The sequence below is a fragment of the Streptomyces sp. NPDC007905 genome (assembly GCF_042959345.1).
Lineage (GTDB): Bacteria > Actinomycetota > Actinomycetes > Streptomycetales > Streptomycetaceae > Streptomyces.
Window position 1 is genome coordinate 73,348 of sequence record NZ_JBIBKS010000018.1, and the last position, 16,160, is coordinate 89,507.

14 protein-coding genes are annotated in these 16,160 nt (G+C 72.9%); 10 read left to right on the forward strand and 4 right to left on the reverse strand.

Annotated elements, in window-relative coordinates; translation table 11 throughout:
* The first annotated feature begins 6 nt into the window (after positions 1 to 6).
* From ACFZDC_RS29120 to ACFZDC_RS29150, 7 genes are all read left to right on the forward strand, one after another.
* On the forward strand, positions 7 to 1,077 hold the full coding sequence (locus tag ACFZDC_RS29120; RefSeq protein ID WP_391328626.1) for an ATP-binding cassette domain-containing protein: 1,071 nt from the start codon (positions 7 to 9) through the stop codon (positions 1,075 to 1,077).
* Between the two features lie 14 nt (positions 1,078 to 1,091).
* Positions 1,092 to 2,573, forward strand: coding sequence for an HAD-IA family hydrolase (locus ACFZDC_RS29125; RefSeq protein WP_391328628.1), 1,482 nt, complete (start codon positions 1,092 to 1,094; stop codon positions 2,571 to 2,573).
* Between the two features lie 94 nt (positions 2,574 to 2,667).
* Entirely contained in the window at positions 2,668 to 4,929 is a 2,262-nt protein-coding gene (locus tag ACFZDC_RS29130; RefSeq protein ID WP_391328630.1) for a nitrate- and nitrite sensing domain-containing protein, read from the forward strand.
* Positions 4,919 to 5,356: a roadblock/LC7 domain-containing protein gene (locus tag ACFZDC_RS29135; protein WP_391328632.1), complete on the forward strand. Its 438-nt coding sequence runs from the start codon at positions 4,919 to 4,921 to the stop codon at positions 5,354 to 5,356. The genes ACFZDC_RS29130 and ACFZDC_RS29135 overlap by 11 nt, the downstream gene beginning before the upstream one ends.
* A 7-nt stretch (positions 5,357 to 5,363) precedes the next feature.
* Entirely contained in the window at positions 5,364 to 5,747 is a 384-nt protein-coding gene (locus ACFZDC_RS29140) for a DUF742 domain-containing protein (RefSeq protein WP_391328633.1), read from the forward strand.
* A gap of 320 nt (positions 5,748 to 6,067) precedes the next feature.
* Positions 6,068 to 6,856, forward strand: a complete 789-nt coding sequence (locus tag ACFZDC_RS29145; protein WP_391328635.1) for a nitrilase-related carbon-nitrogen hydrolase — start codon at positions 6,068 to 6,070, stop codon at positions 6,854 to 6,856.
* Positions 6,857 to 6,906: 50 nt separating this feature from the next.
* Positions 6,907 to 8,604: an FAD-dependent oxidoreductase gene (locus ACFZDC_RS29150; RefSeq protein ID WP_391328637.1), complete on the forward strand. Its 1,698-nt coding sequence runs from the start codon at positions 6,907 to 6,909 to the stop codon at positions 8,602 to 8,604.
* 32 nt (positions 8,605 to 8,636) lie between these two features.
* Here the strand turns inward: ACFZDC_RS29150 and ACFZDC_RS29155 are convergent, their stop codons facing one another.
* The gene (locus ACFZDC_RS29155; protein ID WP_391328639.1) at positions 8,637 to 9,566 is read right to left on the reverse strand and encodes a TIGR03619 family F420-dependent LLM class oxidoreductase; all 930 of its coding nucleotides are present in this window, start codon (positions 9,564 to 9,566) and stop codon (positions 8,637 to 8,639) included.
* Positions 9,567 to 9,661: 95 nt separating this feature from the next.
* Complete coding sequence (locus ACFZDC_RS29160; protein WP_391328641.1) at positions 9,662 to 10,348, reverse strand: DUF5995 family protein; 687 nt, start codon at positions 10,346 to 10,348, stop codon at positions 9,662 to 9,664.
* A 178-nt stretch (positions 10,349 to 10,526) separates the two neighbouring features.
* On the opposite strand from ACFZDC_RS29160, the gene ACFZDC_RS29165 reads away from it, so the two are divergent.
* Positions 10,527 to 11,636, forward strand: coding sequence for a glycoside hydrolase family 6 protein (locus ACFZDC_RS29165; RefSeq protein WP_391328786.1), 1,110 nt, complete (start codon positions 10,527 to 10,529; stop codon positions 11,634 to 11,636).
* On the opposite strand, the gene ACFZDC_RS29170 is transcribed toward ACFZDC_RS29165, so the two are convergent.
* On the reverse strand, positions 11,618 to 13,012 hold the full coding sequence (locus ACFZDC_RS29170; RefSeq protein WP_391328644.1) for a solute carrier family 23 protein: 1,395 nt from the start codon (positions 13,010 to 13,012) through the stop codon (positions 11,618 to 11,620). The genes ACFZDC_RS29165 and ACFZDC_RS29170 overlap by 19 nt on opposite strands.
* Before the next feature lie 131 nt (positions 13,013 to 13,143).
* Here ACFZDC_RS29170 and ACFZDC_RS29175 point away from each other — a divergent pair, with 131 nt between their 5' ends.
* Both ACFZDC_RS29175 and ACFZDC_RS29180 read left to right on the forward strand, forming a co-directional pair.
* The gene (locus tag ACFZDC_RS29175; protein ID WP_391328646.1) at positions 13,144 to 14,400 is read left to right on the forward strand and encodes an alginate lyase family protein; all 1,257 of its coding nucleotides are present in this window, start codon (positions 13,144 to 13,146) and stop codon (positions 14,398 to 14,400) included.
* 97 nt (positions 14,401 to 14,497) lie between these two features.
* The gene (locus ACFZDC_RS29180) at positions 14,498 to 14,956 is read left to right on the forward strand and encodes a thioesterase family protein (RefSeq protein ID WP_391328648.1); all 459 of its coding nucleotides are present in this window, start codon (positions 14,498 to 14,500) and stop codon (positions 14,954 to 14,956) included.
* Here the strand turns inward: ACFZDC_RS29180 and ACFZDC_RS29185 are convergent.
* Positions 14,916 to 16,130, reverse strand: coding sequence for an MFS transporter (locus ACFZDC_RS29185; RefSeq protein WP_391328650.1), 1,215 nt, complete (start codon positions 16,128 to 16,130; stop codon positions 14,916 to 14,918). The genes ACFZDC_RS29180 and ACFZDC_RS29185 overlap by 41 nt on opposite strands.
* Between the last annotated feature and the right edge of the window lie 30 nt (positions 16,131 to 16,160).

The following is a 16,160-nucleotide window of genomic DNA, read 5'->3' on the forward strand; positions in this document are numbered from 1 at the left end:
CACACCATGACCGCCACCGTGCTCAAGACCTCCGAAAAGGCCGCGACCGTCGAATTTCGCGGACTGCGGCGCGAGTTCGGGCCCACCGTCGCCCTCGACGGACTCGACCTGACCGTCCGCCCCGGGGAGTTCCTCGCCCTGCTCGGCCCCTCCGGCTGCGGCAAGACCACCGCACTGCGCATGCTCGCCGGCTTCGAACACCCTGACTCCGGGGCGGTGTTGGTGGACGGCGAGGACGTCACCCACGTTCCGGCCCACCGCCGGGACGCCGGGATGGTCTTCCAGTCGTACAGCCTCTTCCCGCACCTGAACGCCCTCGACAACGTCGCCTTCGGGCTGCGTATGCGCAAGGTGCGTACGGCCGAACGGCGCAACCGGGCCGCCGAGTTGCTGGAACTGGTCGGCCTCGGCGACAAGGGCGAGCGGTACCCGCACCAGCTCTCCGGCGGGCAGCAGCAGCGCATCGCGCTCGCCCGCGCCCTCGCCCTGCGCCCGCGCGTGCTGCTGCTCGACGAGCCGCTGTCGGCGCTGGACGCCAAGGTCCGCCTCACCCTGCGCGAGGAGATCCGCAGGCTCCAGCAGGAACTCGGCATCACCACCCTCTTCGTCACCCACGACCAGGAGGAGGCCCTGTCGGTCGCCGACCGGGTCGCCGTCATGCGCGCCGGACGGCTCGAACAGTGCGCCGGGCCCGCCGACTTGTACGGCCGCCCCGCCACCGCCTTCGTCGCCGAGTTCGTCGGCACGATGAGCCGGATCCCGGGCGAGCTGAAGGACGGCACGGTCGACGTGCTCGGGCAGCGGCTGCCGGCCGACGGCGAGGCGCCGGACGGGGAGGTGGACGTCCTGGTGCGGCCCGAGGCCCTGCGGGTGCGGGCCGACGAGCAGGGCACCGCCCGGGTCGTCGCCACCGCCTTCCTGGGCGCCGTCGTCCGGGTCACCGTACGGCTCGCCGACGGCACCGAGGCCAAGGCCGACCTGCCCGCCCACGAGGCCGCCGGGCTCGGCGCCGGAGCGGCTGCCGACGTGTCGCTGCCCGAGCGGCCGGCGCTGGTGGCCGAACGTATCCAGAAGTGAGGAACGACTCGAACGTGAGCGCCCACACCCCCGTACTCCCGCTGCAGGCCGTCCTCTTCGACATGGACGGCACGCTCGTCGACACCGAGCGGCTGTGGTGGGAGGCGGTCGAGCAGGTCGCCGGACGCCCGCTGACCGAGGCCGACCAGCCGGAGGTGCTCGGCCGGCCCGTCGAGCACACCGCCGCCTGGCTCGGCGCCGCCACCGGCCGGCCCGACGCCGATCTGGCGGCCGAGCTGCACCGGGACTTCGCCGCCCGGGTCCGCACCGGGATCGTGCCCCGCCCCGGCGCGCTCGACCTGCTGGACGCGCTGGCCGCCTCCGGCATTCCCACCGCCCTGGTCACCGCGTCCCCGCGCGCCGTCGCCGACGTCGTGCTGGACGCCCTCGGCGCCGAACGGTTCGCGGTCTCCGTGACCGCCGACGACACCGCCCGCACGAAGCCGGCCCCGGACCCCTACCTCGCCGCCTGCCTGGCCCTCGGCGTCGGACCCGCCGGCTGCGTGGCCGTCGAGGACACCGAGACCGGCGTGGCCTCCGCCGAGGCCGCAGGGTGCGCCGTCCTCGCCGTGCCGTCCCTCGCACCGATCGGCACGGCACCCGGACGGACCGTGCGCGACAGCCTCGTCGGCGTCACGCCCGAGGAGCTGCGGCGGATGGTGGCGCCCGAACTCCGCGTGATGAGCTGGAACCTGTGGCTCGGCGGCAGCGAGGTGGACGACCATCGCACCAAGCAGCTCAAGGTCATCCTGGACAGCGGTGCGGACGTCGTCGGGCTCCAGGAGACCGCCGGCACCGCCGCCCAGGAACTGGCGGACGCCCTCGGCTGGCACCACCACCGCGCCGGGGAGAACCTCGGCGTCATCAGCCGCCACCCGATCACCGCCCGCTTCGGCGACCCGGACGTCGGCTTCTACGGCGCCGCCGGCGTCCGGATCCAGGTCGCGTCCGGCCACGAGGTCGATGTGTGGACCGCCCACCTGCACTACACGCCGTACGGCCCCTACGAGGCCGCCTTCGACGGACTCGGCGCGCCCGAGTTGATCGCCCACGAGGACGTACGGCTCGGGCAGCTGCAGGACGCCTTGCGGCGGATCGCCGAGTCGTCGCTCGAAGGCGTCCCGGTCGTCCTCGTCGGCGACTTCAACTGCCCCTCCCATCTGGACCGGCCCGATGTGGAGTGGCCGGTCACGAAGGCCGCCGAGGACGCGGGCTTCGCCGACTCCTACCGCGAGGCCCACCCCGACCCGGCGTCCGAGCCCGGACACACCTGGTCGCCGGTCCACCCCGTCCACCAGGACGGCAGCGGACGGCCCGAGCCGCAGGACCGGATCGACTACGTCCTGCACCGGGGCCTGACCGTACGGGACGCGCGGACCCTCGTCACCGGCACCCCGCGTCCGTGGCCCGACGTGTCGGGCAACGACTGGCCCTCGGACCACGCGGCGGTCGTCACGACCTTCGGGCTGCCCCGGAGAGCGACACCCCGGAAGTGACCCAGGGTTACCGCAGGTCACCATTGCGATCCAGGTGGCGATCCCGTAGGTTGTGCCAAACTTTCTACTGACTGGTAACGTCGGCAGGTATCCCATGCGCTGGCCCGTCGGCCGTCCCACCACCGTCCGCGCGCGGATCGTGGCGCTCGCCCTCGCCCCGGCCGTCGCCCTGATGGCCCTGTGGAGCTTCGCCATGGTGTCGGTCACGGCCGAACTGCGCGCGCTGGTCAGGCTCCAGGGGGTGTACGAGGACTTCGGCACCCCCGTGGACACCGCGATCGGGCAGATCCAGATCGAGCGCCGGATGTCCGCCGCCTATCTGGGTGCCCGCCTCGACACGGCCGCCGCCGGCGACCTGCTCGGACAGCAGCGCCGTACCGACCGGGCCGTCGACGCCATGCGGCACGCCGTCCGGGACGGGGACCGCGGCCGGCTCACGGACCGGCAGCGGCAGGCCCTGGACGCCGTGGTCGCCGCCACCGGGAACCTGGAAGGGCTGCGCGAGCGCGTGTTGTCCAGGGACATCACCTGGGACCGGGCGGTGGACGAGTACAGCGCCCTGGTCGAACCCGGCTTCGACGTGCAGTCCGCGCTCACCGCGCTCCAGGCCGGACAGCTCGCCCGCGAGGCACAGGTCGTCGTCGAGCTGGTACGGGTACGGGAGTTCGTGTCCCGGGAGGACGCCCTGGTCGCCGGGGCGCGGGCGGCCGGGACCCTGACCGACCGGCAGTACGATGCCCTGACCGCGACCATCGAGGACCGGCGTGTCTTCGAGCGGACGTACGTGCCGGACCTGCCCGCCGACTCGCGCGGGTTGTTCGAGCAGTTCCAGCGCGGTGACCTGCACCGCTCGCTGGCGCGGGGCGAGGACGCGCTGCTGCGGGCCGGTGCCGGGCGGGCCGGGGAGGCCGTCGCCGCGGACACCTGGCGGTCCACCACCGACCGGGCCGTCAAGCGCTACATGCAGCTGTGCACCCGCTCCGCCGAGAACTCCGCCGCGCGCGGCCGTGCCTTCGCCTACCGCGAGCTGACCAAGGCCGCCGTCGTCGGCGCGGTCGGGCTGGCCGCGGTGGCGCTGTCGCTGTGGTTCGCGGTGCGCGGCGCGCGGCGCATCTCACGCCGCCTGGAGATCCTGCGGGACGCGGCGGACGTGCTCGCCTCCCGGAAACTTCCGGACGTCATGCGGCGCTTGAGCGCCGGCGAAGAGGTGGACGCGCTCGCCGAGGCGCCGCCGCTCGCCGCCGACGGGGTCAGGGACGACGAGATCGGGCAGGTCGGCCGGTCGTTCAACACCGCCCGGCTCGCCGCCGTGGAGGCCGCCGTCAAGCAGGCCACCCTGCGCCGGGGGCTCTTCGCGGTGCTGCTCAACATCGCCCGGCGCAACCAGGCACTGGTGCACCGGCAGTTGAAGCTGGTCGACACCCTGGAGCGGCGTACCGACGACCCGGACGTCCTGCGCCAGCTGTTCCGCATCGACCACCTGACGACCCGTATGCGCCGGCACGCCGAGAGCCTCATCATCCTCTCCGGCGCGGCAGCCGGCCGCCGCTGGCGCAGGCCCGTGCCGGTCGCGGACGTCGTCGCCTCGGCGGTGAGCGAGATCGAGGACTACACGCGCGTGGTGGTCCCGCCGATGCCCGAGACCGGCGTCGCGGCGGACGCGGTCGCCGACATCGCGCATCTCCTCGCCGAACTGCTGGAGAACGCCACGATGTTCTCGCCGCCGCACACCCAGGTCACGCTGCGCCCGGGGCGGGTCGGCAACGGCTTCGTCCTGGAGATCGACGACCGCGGACTCGGCCTCGACGCCGAGCAGCGCGCCCAGGCCCACCGCACCCTCACCGACCCCGACGCCTTCGACCCCACCCGGCACGACCGGCTCGGCCTGTACGTCGTCGGCCGCCTCGCCGCCCGGCACGGCATCGAGGTGAACCTGCGGGATTCGCCGTACGGCGGTACGACCGCGGTGGTGCTGCTCCCGGAGGAGGTGCTGGCCGACGTGGAACCGGCGGCCGCGGGGGCCGGGGCCGAGGTGCTGCGCCTGAGGCAGCGCTCGGAAACCGTCGCACCGGTGACGGAGCTGCCGTCGAGGGGGCGGAGCACGCCCGAGCCGCACGACACCCCCGCCCTGCCCACCCGCACCCGCCAGGCCTCGCTCGTGCGGGAGCTGCGGGAGGAGCCGCCGCCCGCTGACCGGGCACCGGACCGGGGAATCGACCCCGAGGAGATGCGGGCGATCTTCGGCGCCTTCCAGCGGGGCCTGGATCGCGGCCGCAGAGGTCTGCCGGCGACGGGCACCCCGCAGGACTCGCCCGCCCAAGCAAACGAAGGGACGGACACCGACGATGCACGGTGACGACCAGACCCCCGAGACCCCGGCCCCACCCGCCGGCGCGCCCGGCACGGACCTCGGCTGGCTGCTGGACGACCTCGTGGCCCGCACCGACCACGTCCGCCAGGCCGTGCTGCTCACCGCCGACGGCCTCCCGCTGAGCAGCTCGGAGGGCATGCGCCGGCGGGACATCGAACACCTGGCCGCCGTCTGCTCCGGTTTCCACGGCCTGGCCCGTTCGGCGGGGGAGCGGTTCGAGGCGGGAGAGGTGCGGCAGACCATGGTCATGCTGGAGGACGCCTACCTCTTCATCACCCCGGCCGGCCACGGCAGCCGCCTCGCCGTGCTGAGCGAGGCGCGGACCGACGTCGGACAGCTCGCCCACGAGATGGCCCTGCTCGTCCGCCGCCTCGGCCGCCACCTGGACGCCGGCACCCGCTCGACTCCCTGAACCCGCGGTGAGCGACGAGCACTGGTACGAGGACGAGACGGGGTCGATGGTGCGCCCCTACACCGTGACCCGGGGCCGCACCCGGCCCTCGGACCGGCATGCCGTCGACCTGTTGTCCCAGGTCACCGCGGTGGAGCCGGACGGCGCGGCACATCCGGAGCTCGACCATGCCCGCGCGTCCCTGCTCGACCGGATCCGCCGCGGCCCACGCCCCGTGGCCGAGCTGGCCGCGGACGCCGACCTGCCCCTGACCGTCGTCCGTGTCCTGCTCGGCGACCTGGCCGAGGCCGGACTGGTCCGCATCGACCGGCCCCGCCGCGTCCAGGCCACCGGCCCGGCAGCCGATCCGCAGCTGCTGCGGGAGATCGTGGAACGGCTGAAGAAGCTGTAGCGGCGACCTGGCTCCGGCGCGCGTGGCGGGCTCCAGCCGGCTGACGCGCCGCCGGGTGCGCCGGTCGCCCAGCCGGTCGTGCCGGCCGCGGTCGTGGACCCTGCCGCCGACCCGCCTGCCCGCGGCGGGGAACCCTGCCGTGACCTGCGTCTCAGGGCGGATGGGCGGCCTGAGGAGGGCGCGCAACGAATCGCCGTCCGACCCTCGAGCCGCGCAACGAACCGCGCACCGGCGCGCAACGGCTCCTTCTTGTCCGGCCGAGCGCGCCGACCGTACCTTCTAAGTGACCCCCCGAACGCCCCTTTCCGGTGAGGATCCGCATGCGCACCGCACTGCTCCAGAGCTCCGGCCGCCCCGGCTCGATCGTCGAGAACCTCAAGGTCCTCGACGAGGCCGCGGGACGGGCCGCCGCCGCGGGTGCCGTGCTGCTGGCCGCGCCGGAGATGTTCCTCACGGGGTACGCGATCGGCGACGCCATCGCCCGCCTCGCCGAGCCCGCCGACGGCGACTCAGCCGACGCCGTCGCCGAGATCGCCACCCGGCACGGTCTGGCCCTCGCCTACGGCTACCCGGAGCGCGACGGCGAGACCGTCTACAACTCCGCCCAGCTGATCTCCGCCGACGGCACCCGGCTCGCGAACTACCGCAAGACCCACCTCTTCGGCAGTGCCGAGCGCGATCACTTCACGCCGGGCGAGCAGTCGCTCGTCCAGGCGCGGCTGGGCGGTCTGACCGTCGGCATCATGATCTGCTACGACGTCGAGTTCCCGGAGAACGCGCGCGCCCACGCCCTGGCCGGCACCGACCTGCTCGTCGTGCCGACGGCGAACATGCACCCGTTCCAGTTCGTCGCCGAGTCCATGGTGCCGGTGCGTGCCTGGGAGAACCAGATGTACGTCGCGTACGTCAACCGGGTCGGCCCGGAGGGAGAGTTCGAGTTCTTCGGACTCTCCGCCCTCGCCGGGCCCGACGGCATCGCCCGTACCCGCGCCGGCCGCGGTGAGGAACTGGTGCTCGCCGATGTCGATCCGGCCTTCCTGGCCGCCTCCCGTGAGGCGAACCCGTACCTGAAGGACCGCCGCCCCGGTCTGTACGGGTCCCTCGTCTGACCCCCCCGAGCTTCCCCCCGAACCACCCCCGCGCAAGGAGTCCGTACCCCATGACGTCCACGGTGCCCAACGCCGTCGAGCACACCGACGAGCAGCAGCCGCCGATCACCATGTTCGGCCCGGACTTCCCGTACGCCTACGACGACTTCCTCGCCCACCCGGCGGGCCTCGGCCAGATACCCGCGACCGAGCACGGCACCGAGGTGGCCGTCATCGGCGGCGGTCTGTCCGGCATCGTGGCCGCCTACGAGCTGATGAAGATGGGCCTCAAGCCGGTCGTCTACGAGGCCGACCAGATCGGCGGCCGGCTGCGCACCGTCGGCTTCGAGGGCTGCGACGACTCGCTGACCGCCGAAATGGGCGCGATGCGCTTCCCGCCGTCCTCCACCGCCCTGCAGCACTACATCGACATGGTGGGCCTGGAGACGCGTCCCTTCCCGAACCCCCTCGCGGAGGCGACCCCGTCGACCGTCGTGGACCTCAAGGGCGAGTCGCACTACGCCGAGACGATCGACGACCTGCCCCAGGTGTACCGGGACGTCGCCGCGGCCTGGAACAAGTGCCTGCAAGAGGGCGCCGACTTCTCCGACATGAACCGCGCCATGCGCGAGCGGGACGTGCCGCGCATCCGCGAGATCTGGGCGAAGCTGGTCGAGAAGCTGGACAACCAGACCTTCTACGGCTTCCTCTGTGACTCCGAGGCCTTCAAGTCCTTCCGGCACCGCGAGATCTTCGGCCAGGTCGGTTTCGGCACCGGCGGCTGGGACACCGACTTCCCGAACTCCATCCTGGAGATCCTGCGGGTCGTCTACACCGAGGCCGACGACCACCACCGCGGCATCGTCGGCGGCTCCCAGCAGCTGCCGCTGCGCCTGTGGGAGCGCGAGCCGGAGAAGATCGTCCACTGGCCGTACGGCACCTCGCTGAAGTCCCTGCACGTGGACGGCGAGCCCCGCCCGGCCGTGACCCGGCTGCACCGCACCGCCGGCAACCGGATCACGGTGACCGACGCAGGCGGCGACATCCGCACGTACCAGGCGGCCATCTTCACCGCCCAGTCCTGGATGCTGCTCTCCAAGATCGCTTGCGACGACTCGCTGTTCCCGATCGACCACTGGACGGCGATCGAGCGCACCCACTACATGGAGAGCTCCAAGCTCTTCGTCCCCGTGGACCGGCCGTTCTGGCTGGACAAGGACGAGCAGACCGGGCGCGACGTCATGTCGATGACGCTCACCGACCGCATGACCCGCGGTACCTACCTGCTGGACGACGGCCCGGACAAGCCCGCCGTCATCTGCCTCTCCTACACCTGGTGCGACGACAGCCTGAAGTGGCTGCCGCTGTCCGCGGAGGAGCGGATGGAGGTCATGCTGAAGTCCCTCGGCGAGATCTACCCGAAGGTCGACATCAGGAAGCACATCATCGGCAACCCGGTGACCGTCTCCTGGGAGAACGAGCCGTACTTCATGGGCGCGTTCAAGGCCAACCTCCCGGGTCACTACCGCTACCAGCGACGCCTGTTCACCCACTTCATGCAGGACCGGCTGCCCGAGGACAAGCGGGGCATCTTCCTGGCCGGCGACGACATCTCCTGGACGGCCGGCTGGGCCGAGGGCGCGATCCAGACCGCGCTGAACGCGGTCTGGGGCGTCATGCACCACTTCGGCGGCACGACCGACGCGGCGAACCCGGGCCCGGGTGACGTCTACGACGAGATCGCGCCGGTGGAACTCCCGGAGGACTGACCGGGACCGGACCGAGGCGCGGGCGGCCGGACTCAGACTCCGGCCGCCCGCGCCTTCTCAAACACCTCCGCGGCCACGTCCTTCAACTCCTGGGCGTCCCGCGGAGTCGTCTGCAGGTCGATCAGGATCTCCTCCAGGCCGAGCTCCGCGTGCCGGGCCAGATCCTCGACGATCTGGTCGGCGCTGCCCTGGAACGGGCGGCGGTCGTCGCCCTCGTACGGCTTGGCCGAGTGGACCGCGTTGACCCGCAGCACCGTCCGGATCGGCTCCTGACGGCCCCGCTCGGCGGCCAGGTCCTGCAGCTCGGCCCATTGGGTGGCGATCTGCTCGACGCCCACGCCCACCGGCAGCCAGCCGTCGGCGTGGTCGACCAGCCGGCGCTGCGCCCGCCTGCCGCTCGCGGCCAGCAGGATCGGGATCGGCCGGGCCGGCTTGGGGCCGACCACGGCCGAGGAGATCGTCGCGATCGAGCCGTCGTACACCACCGGGTCCGGTCCCCACACCGCCCGGCACACGTCGATCACCTCGTCCAGCACCTTGCCGCGCTCCTCGAAGGGACGGACGCCGGTCGCCGCGTACTCGTCGTGGGACCAGCCCGAGCCGAAGCCGGCGATCACCCGCCCCCCGCTCGCCGCGTCCAGCGTGGCCAGGGACTTGGCGAGCTGGAAGGGCAGGTGCAGCGGCGCGACCAGGACGCTGGTGCCCAGCCGGACGCGCTCGGTGGCCGCGGCCGCCAGGGTGAGCGTGACCAGCGGGTCGGCGACACCGCGGTAGGAGTCGGGCCAGGCCAGGCCCGGGATGCCGTACAGACCCTGGGTGGCGGGCTCCGGGAACAGGGCCCGTTCGTACACCCAGAGGCTGTCGTATCCGGTCTGCTCGGCCGCCCGTGCCACCTCGGGCACGTCCCTGCCGAGTTCGTACTGCCGATTCTGCGGGAGGCCGAGTCCGAGCCGGGTCGCCATGCCGTGTGCTCCTTCGCGATCGGTTGTCAGTCAACGTACCGAGATCGCGGCCGAGTTCCAGCAGGCCGGGCGGACGTTGGCCCGATCGGGCCGGTTCAGTGGGGCAGCGGCGTGAGCATCATGCGGCCCGCGAAGCCGACCGCCGCGTCCAGGCGCTCGGTGAACTCCTCGACGACGTTCTCGCAGTGGCGCAGCGTCCACAGGGCCCGGGCCGCCGTCCAGGTCGCGTCCCGCGCCCGCTCCAGGCTCCAGGAGCCCAGCAGATGGGTCATCGGGTCGGCGACCTGCAGCAGGTCGGGGCCCGGCATCAGATCCTCGCGGATCCGCTCCTCCAGCGAGGCGAGGAGATCACCCACGCGGTCGAACTCGTCCTCCAGGTCGGCCGGTTCGCAGCCGAGCGTACGACAGGTGTCCACCACGGCCAGCGCCAGGTCGTGCCCGATGTGCGCGTTGATGCCGGCGAGGGCGAACTGCAGCGGCCGTACGCCGGGATGGCGGCGGAACTGGAACAGGGGTCGCCAGCAGGCGGGCGGACGACGGCCCCGGTCCACCGCGTCGACCGCCGTCAGATACCGCTCCGCGAACCGCACGTCCAGCGCGGTCGCCGCCCGTGGGTCCGGGAACCCTCCGGCGTCCAGGCGCCGATCGACCTCCTCGGTGACGGCGAGGTAGACGCGGTTGAACACGGCGACCCCGTCCCCTTCGGGCAGCTCCGCGTCGAGGGCGCGCATCCGGGCGAGCACGGCGTCGACGGGCGTGGTGAGGTGTTCCAACTGCGCCATGGGGGAAGGGTCCCAGCCCTGGGGCGACCCGCGTGCCGACCGGCCCGGTGCTTCGCCGGAACGGGGTAACGCCGGTCGGTGGGCAAGAGGGGGGGGGACCAGTACGGTGTCAGGCTTACGGGTCCGGCGCCTGGCCGAGCGCCGGGCCGTGCGCAGGCGTGCCGTCCGGCGCGGGGCGATGGTCGTGGCGGCCTCGGTGGTCACCGTGGTCGGCACCGTGACCGGAATGATCTCCGCGCTCGACGTGGGCAGGGAATCCGGCCAGGCCCGGCCCGAGGTGACCTCCACACCGAGCCTCGCGCCCCCGCCCGCCGTTCCGTCGCCGTGGCCGTCCCGGACGAGGACGGTGCCCGCCCCCTCGCCCACGCCGGCCCAGCGGCCCCCCACCGCCTCCCCGACCCGTACCGGGAGGCCGCATCGGACCGCCACCGTGTCACCCCGTCTCTACCGCCACCCCGACTCCCAGGCGCTGGACTGGGTCCGCGCCCACCCCGACGACCCGCGCACCGCCCTGATCGCGTCCCGGATCGCCGGCCGGCCGTCCGCGGTGTGGTTCACCGATCCCGGTCCGGACACCGTCGCCGCCCGGGTCCGCGCGGTCACCGCGGGCGCGGCGGCGCAGGGCCGCGTCCCGGTACTCGTGCCGTACGCCATCCCCGACCGCGACTGCGGCGGCGCCTCCCGGGGCGGAGCGCCGGACCTCGCGGCCTACGACGCCTGGATCGACGCCTTCGCCCGGGGGCTGGGCTCCGGTGAGGTGATCGTGATCCTGGAGCCGGACTCGATCGCCCAGTCCGGCTGCCTCACGGACGCCGACCGTGCCGCACGTCTCGCCTCGCTGGCCCGCGCGGGCCAGGTCCTGAAGGCGGCGGACCCACGCGCACGGGTCTACTACGACGCGGGGCACTCCGGCTGGAACCCGGCCGTCGAGCAGGCCGCGCTGCTGCGCCGGGCGGGGGCGGCCGCCTCCGACGGCATCTTCAGCAACGTCTCCAACTTCCGCACCACGGCCGACGAGATCGCCTACGACCGGCAGGTCCTCGACGCGCTCGACGGCCCCGCGTCCCTCGGCGCGGTCATCGACACCAGCCGCAACGGCAACGGCGCCTCGCCCGACGGCCAGTGGTGCGACCCGGCCGGCCGGCGGATCGGCCGGGCGCCGACCCTGAACACGGGCGAGCCACGGATCGACGCGTACCTGTGGGTGAAGCCGCCGGGGGAGTCCGACGGCTGCGAGGGCGCGGCCGGGACCTTCACACCGTCGTACGCCTACGACTTGGCGCGCTGACCGTCCTCCTCGTCGTAGGTGGACGTGCCCTCGTCCAGCAGGGGCTCCTGCGGCTTGAGGTGGGCGGGCGCGAAGGCGCCCAGGACGTGGTAGCCGGTGATGACGACCAGGGTGCCGAGCGCGATGCCGCTCAGGGTGAAGTGCTCGCTGAACTTCATGGAGACGTTGCCGACGCCGATGATGATGCCCGCGGCCGCCGGGACCAGGTTCAGCGGGTTGCGCAGGTCCACCTCGGCGCTGATCCAGATCTGCGCGCCGAGCAGGCCGATCATGCCGTACAGGATGACGGTGATGCCGCCGAGGACACCGCCCGGGACCGCGGCCACGACCGCCCCGAACTTCGGGCAGATACCGAAGAGCAGCGCGAAGCCGGCGGCGGCCCAGTAGGCCGCCGTCGAGTAGACACGGGTCGCGGCCATCACGCCGATGTTCTCGGAGTACGTGGTGTTGGGCGGACCGCCGACCGCGGTGGAGAGCACGGAGGCGACGCCGTCGGCCGAGATCGCCGTACCGAGTCGGTCGTCCAGTCGCGTGCCGGTCATCTCGCCCACCGCCTTGACGTGGCCCGCGTTCTCCGCGACCAGTGCGATGACGACCGGTAGCGCGACCAGGATCGCCGACCACTGGAAGGACGGCCCGTGGAAGGAGGGCAGCCCGATCCAGTCGGCCTTGGAGACGCCGGAGAGGTCCAGGCGCCAGTGGTCGGTGAGCTTGCCGCTCGCGTCCACCGAGTGGATCCTGCCGAAGATCCGGTCGAAGGCCCAGGAGATGCCGTACCCGAAGAGCAGGCCCAGGAAGATCGCGATCCGGGACCAGAAACCCCTCAGGCAGACGACCGCCAGGCCGGTGAGGAGCATGACCAGCAGGGCCGTCCACTGGTCCTGCGGCCAGTAGGTGGAGGCGGTCACCGGGGCCAGGTTGAAGCCGATCAGCATGACCACCGCGCCGGTGACGATCGGCGGCATGGCGGCATGGATGATCCGCGCCCCGAAGCGCTGCACCACCAGCCCCACCAGGAAGAGCACGGCACCGACCACCAGTACGGCGCCGGTCACCGTGGCGCTCGTGCCGCCCTGGGCGCGGATGACGGCGGCCACGCCCACGAACGACAGGGAGCAGCCCAGGTAGCTCGGCACCCGGCCGCGGGTGGCGAGCAGGAAGATCACGGTCGCCACGCCCGACATCATGATCGCCAGGTTGGGGTCCAGGCCCATGAGCACGGGGGCCACGAAGGAGGCCCCGAACATCGCCACCACGTGCTGGGCGCCAAGGCCCACCGTGCGCGGCCAGGAGAGCCGTTCGTCGGGGCGTACCACCGCTCCGGGCGCGGGCGTGCGCCCGTCACCGTGCAGCTTCCAGCGCACGCCGAGGTCCATGGTGGGGTTTCGCTTTCTGTTACGTGAAGACGGTCCGCACCATTGTCGCGGCTACCTGGCCGCTCTACGCTCGCACGGTCCTACTCATGAATGGCGTTCATATATCTGACTGATGATGATCGGAGTGCCCGATGAGTGGAAGATCCCGTGCGGCCGCGCTGCTGGCCGCGGTGGTGAGCTTCTCCGCCGTGCTCGTCCCCTCCGCCCATGCCGCGCCCAACGCGCCGCGGACGGCCGTCCTCGACGGCTCCCGCCTCCAGGAGACCCGGGTCCGCCTGGGCCACGACCCCCGGCTCCGGCGCGAGCTGCGGGACTTGACCACCCGGGCGGACGCCTGGCTGGACCAGGGCCCCTGGACGGTCGTCGACAAGCCGAAGCCGGCCCCCGGCGGCGACGTCCACGACTACCTGAGCCAGGCCCCCTACTGGTGGCCCACCACGACGCCCACGGCCGGCAACCCCTGGGGCTGCCCCTACGTCCAGCGCGACGGGCAGCGCAATCCCGAGGTCGACAGCGGCACGGACCGGCAGGACGCCGAGAAGGTCTTCGATTCCACGTACGACCTCTCGCTCGCCTGGTACTACACCGGCAGGCGGAGCTACGCCGAGAAGGCCGGACAGATCCTGCGCACCTGGTTCCTCGACCCGGCCACCCGGATGAACCCCGACCTGGACCACGCCCAGTTCATCCCGTGCAAGTACGACGGCCGGGCCATCGGCATCATCGACTTCTCGCAGTCGTACACGAGCGTGCTCGACGCCCAGGCGATCCTCGACACCGGCGCCCCCGGCTGGAGTGCGAAGGACCGGGGCGCGATGGACAAGTGGAACGCCGACTTCCTCGGCTGGCTGAAGAGCAGCGACTTCGGCGAGCAGGAGGGAGCGGCCGCCAACAACCACGGCACCTTCTACGACATGCAGCTCGCCGCTCTCGCCGACGTCACCGGTGACACGGCCCTGGCCCGGCGGACCGTGCTCGATGCGCGTGGCAGGCGGATCGCCCCGCAGATCGCCGCCGACGGCAGCCAGCCGCAGGAACTCGCCCGCACCCGCAGCTGGCACTACTCGACCTTCGACCTGGTCGCCTACACCCGGCTCGCGGTCATCGGCAGGCACGTCGGGGTGGACCTCTGGGCCTATCGAGGACCAGACGGACAGAGCCTGTTCAAGGCGGTCGACTATCTGCTGCCGGCCGCGACCGGCGCCGCCACGTGGCCGCACCCCGAGCTGGAGTTCCACCGCTATGCCGCGAGCGACGTCGTTCACGCGGCGGCGGACGCCGGTGACGCGGCGGCCAAGGCGGCCCTGCCCGAGCTCCAGGCGCCTGCCGGTGGCGACCTGTGGGCGCTGCGGCCCGCGGCCGAACAGCTGGACTCGATAGCGGGCTGACCGGCCTGACCAGGGGCCTTCCCGGCCGGGCTCCTGAGCGGTCGCTTAGTATGGGGTGTCCCCACCGCCCCGCACCCATCGTTCAGGAGCCCCTTCCGTGACCGCCGAAGCCCCGACCGCCCCCGCCGTCTCCTACGGCCGGCTGATCCCCGTCACCGTTCACTTCGACGACCTGGACGCGCTCGGGCTGCTCCACAACGCCCGCTACCCGCTGATGGTGGAGCGGGCCTGGACCGAGCTGTGGAACGAGCACGGCGTCCGCTTCGACGGCGACTGGGTGGCCGCGGGCGACGCCTGCAACGCGGTCCGCGAACTGCGCATCGGCTACGAGGCGCCGGTGACCCGCCCGGGCACCTACGCCGTCCACCTGTGGCTGGAGCGGCTCGGCACCACCGGGCTGACCTACGGCTTCCGCTTCTGCTCGGCCGACGGGACGACGACCTACGCCCACGGCACCCGGGTCCTGGTCCGGCTGGACGCGACCACGCTGCGTCCCGCCCCCTGGAGCGACGCCTTCAGGGCCGTGGGCCGGGAACTGCTGCGGCCTGCGGACTGACCTCGGTCCGGCCGCCGCGCTCGGCGGTGCGCAGCACCCCTGCGAACACCGCCAGGCCGCAGGCCAGCACGGTCACCACGCAGAACGAGACCATCAGGCTGGTCGCCTGCGCCACGCCGCCGATCAGGCTGGGCGCGATCAGGCCCGACGTGTAGGTGATGGTCGCCACGCCCGCGATGGCCTGGCTGGGGTTGGGGCCGGCGTGTCCGGCCGCCGCGAAGCACAGCGGTACCACCACGGCGATCCCGAGCCCCATCAGCGCGAACCCGGCCATCGCCACCGCCGGGTGCCCCGCGACGACGATCAGCAGGCCGCCCACCCCGGCCAGGACACCGCCGGCCCGGACGGTGCGGACCGCGCCGAACCGGTTCACCACCGCGTCCCCGGCGATCCGGGCCACCGCCATGGTCAGCATGAAGCCGGTCGTGGAGGCCGCCGCCAGAGCGGCCGAGCTGCCCAGCCGGTCCCGCAGGAACACCGCCGACCAGTCCAGGCTCGCCCCCTCCGCGAACACCGCGCAGAAGCCGACCGCGCCGATCAGCAGCGCCGAGCGGGGCGGCAGTGCGAACCGCGGCGGCGGCTCCTCGTCGTCCGCGGGCTGCACGTCCGGCACCCAGGAGCAGGCCAGTACGCCGAGCAGCGTGAGGGTCGCGGCGGCGAGCGCGTGGTGCGCGCGCGCGTCCGAACCGAGGTGGGCGGCGAGCGTGCCCGCGGCCGAGCCGGTGAGCGCGCCCGCACTCCACATGCCGTGCAGCCCGGACATGATCGACTTCCCGAGCCGCCGCTCGATCTCGACACCCAGCGCGTTCATCGCGACGTCGGCCATGCCGGAGGTCGCGCCGTAGGTGAACATCGCCAGGCACAGCGTGTACAGGTTCGGCGCGAGGGACGCCAGGGGCAGAGACACCGTCCACAGCGCGATCAGCCCCCGCAGGGCCGTACGGCTGCCGAAACGGTGACTGATCCGGCCCGCCAGCGGCATCGCGCACGAGGCGCCGAACGCCGTGAACGCCAGGGCGAACCCGAGTTGCCCCGCGCTCAGCGACGCATGGTCCTGGATCCACGGCACGCGGGTCGCGAAGGAGCCGGTCACCGCGCCGTGCACGGCGAACACGGCCGCCACGGCGTACCGGGCGCGCCTGACGTCCTCGCGCGCGCAGGCCACGTCACCCATGGTCCCCACCCTCCCCGGGAGCGACCACTG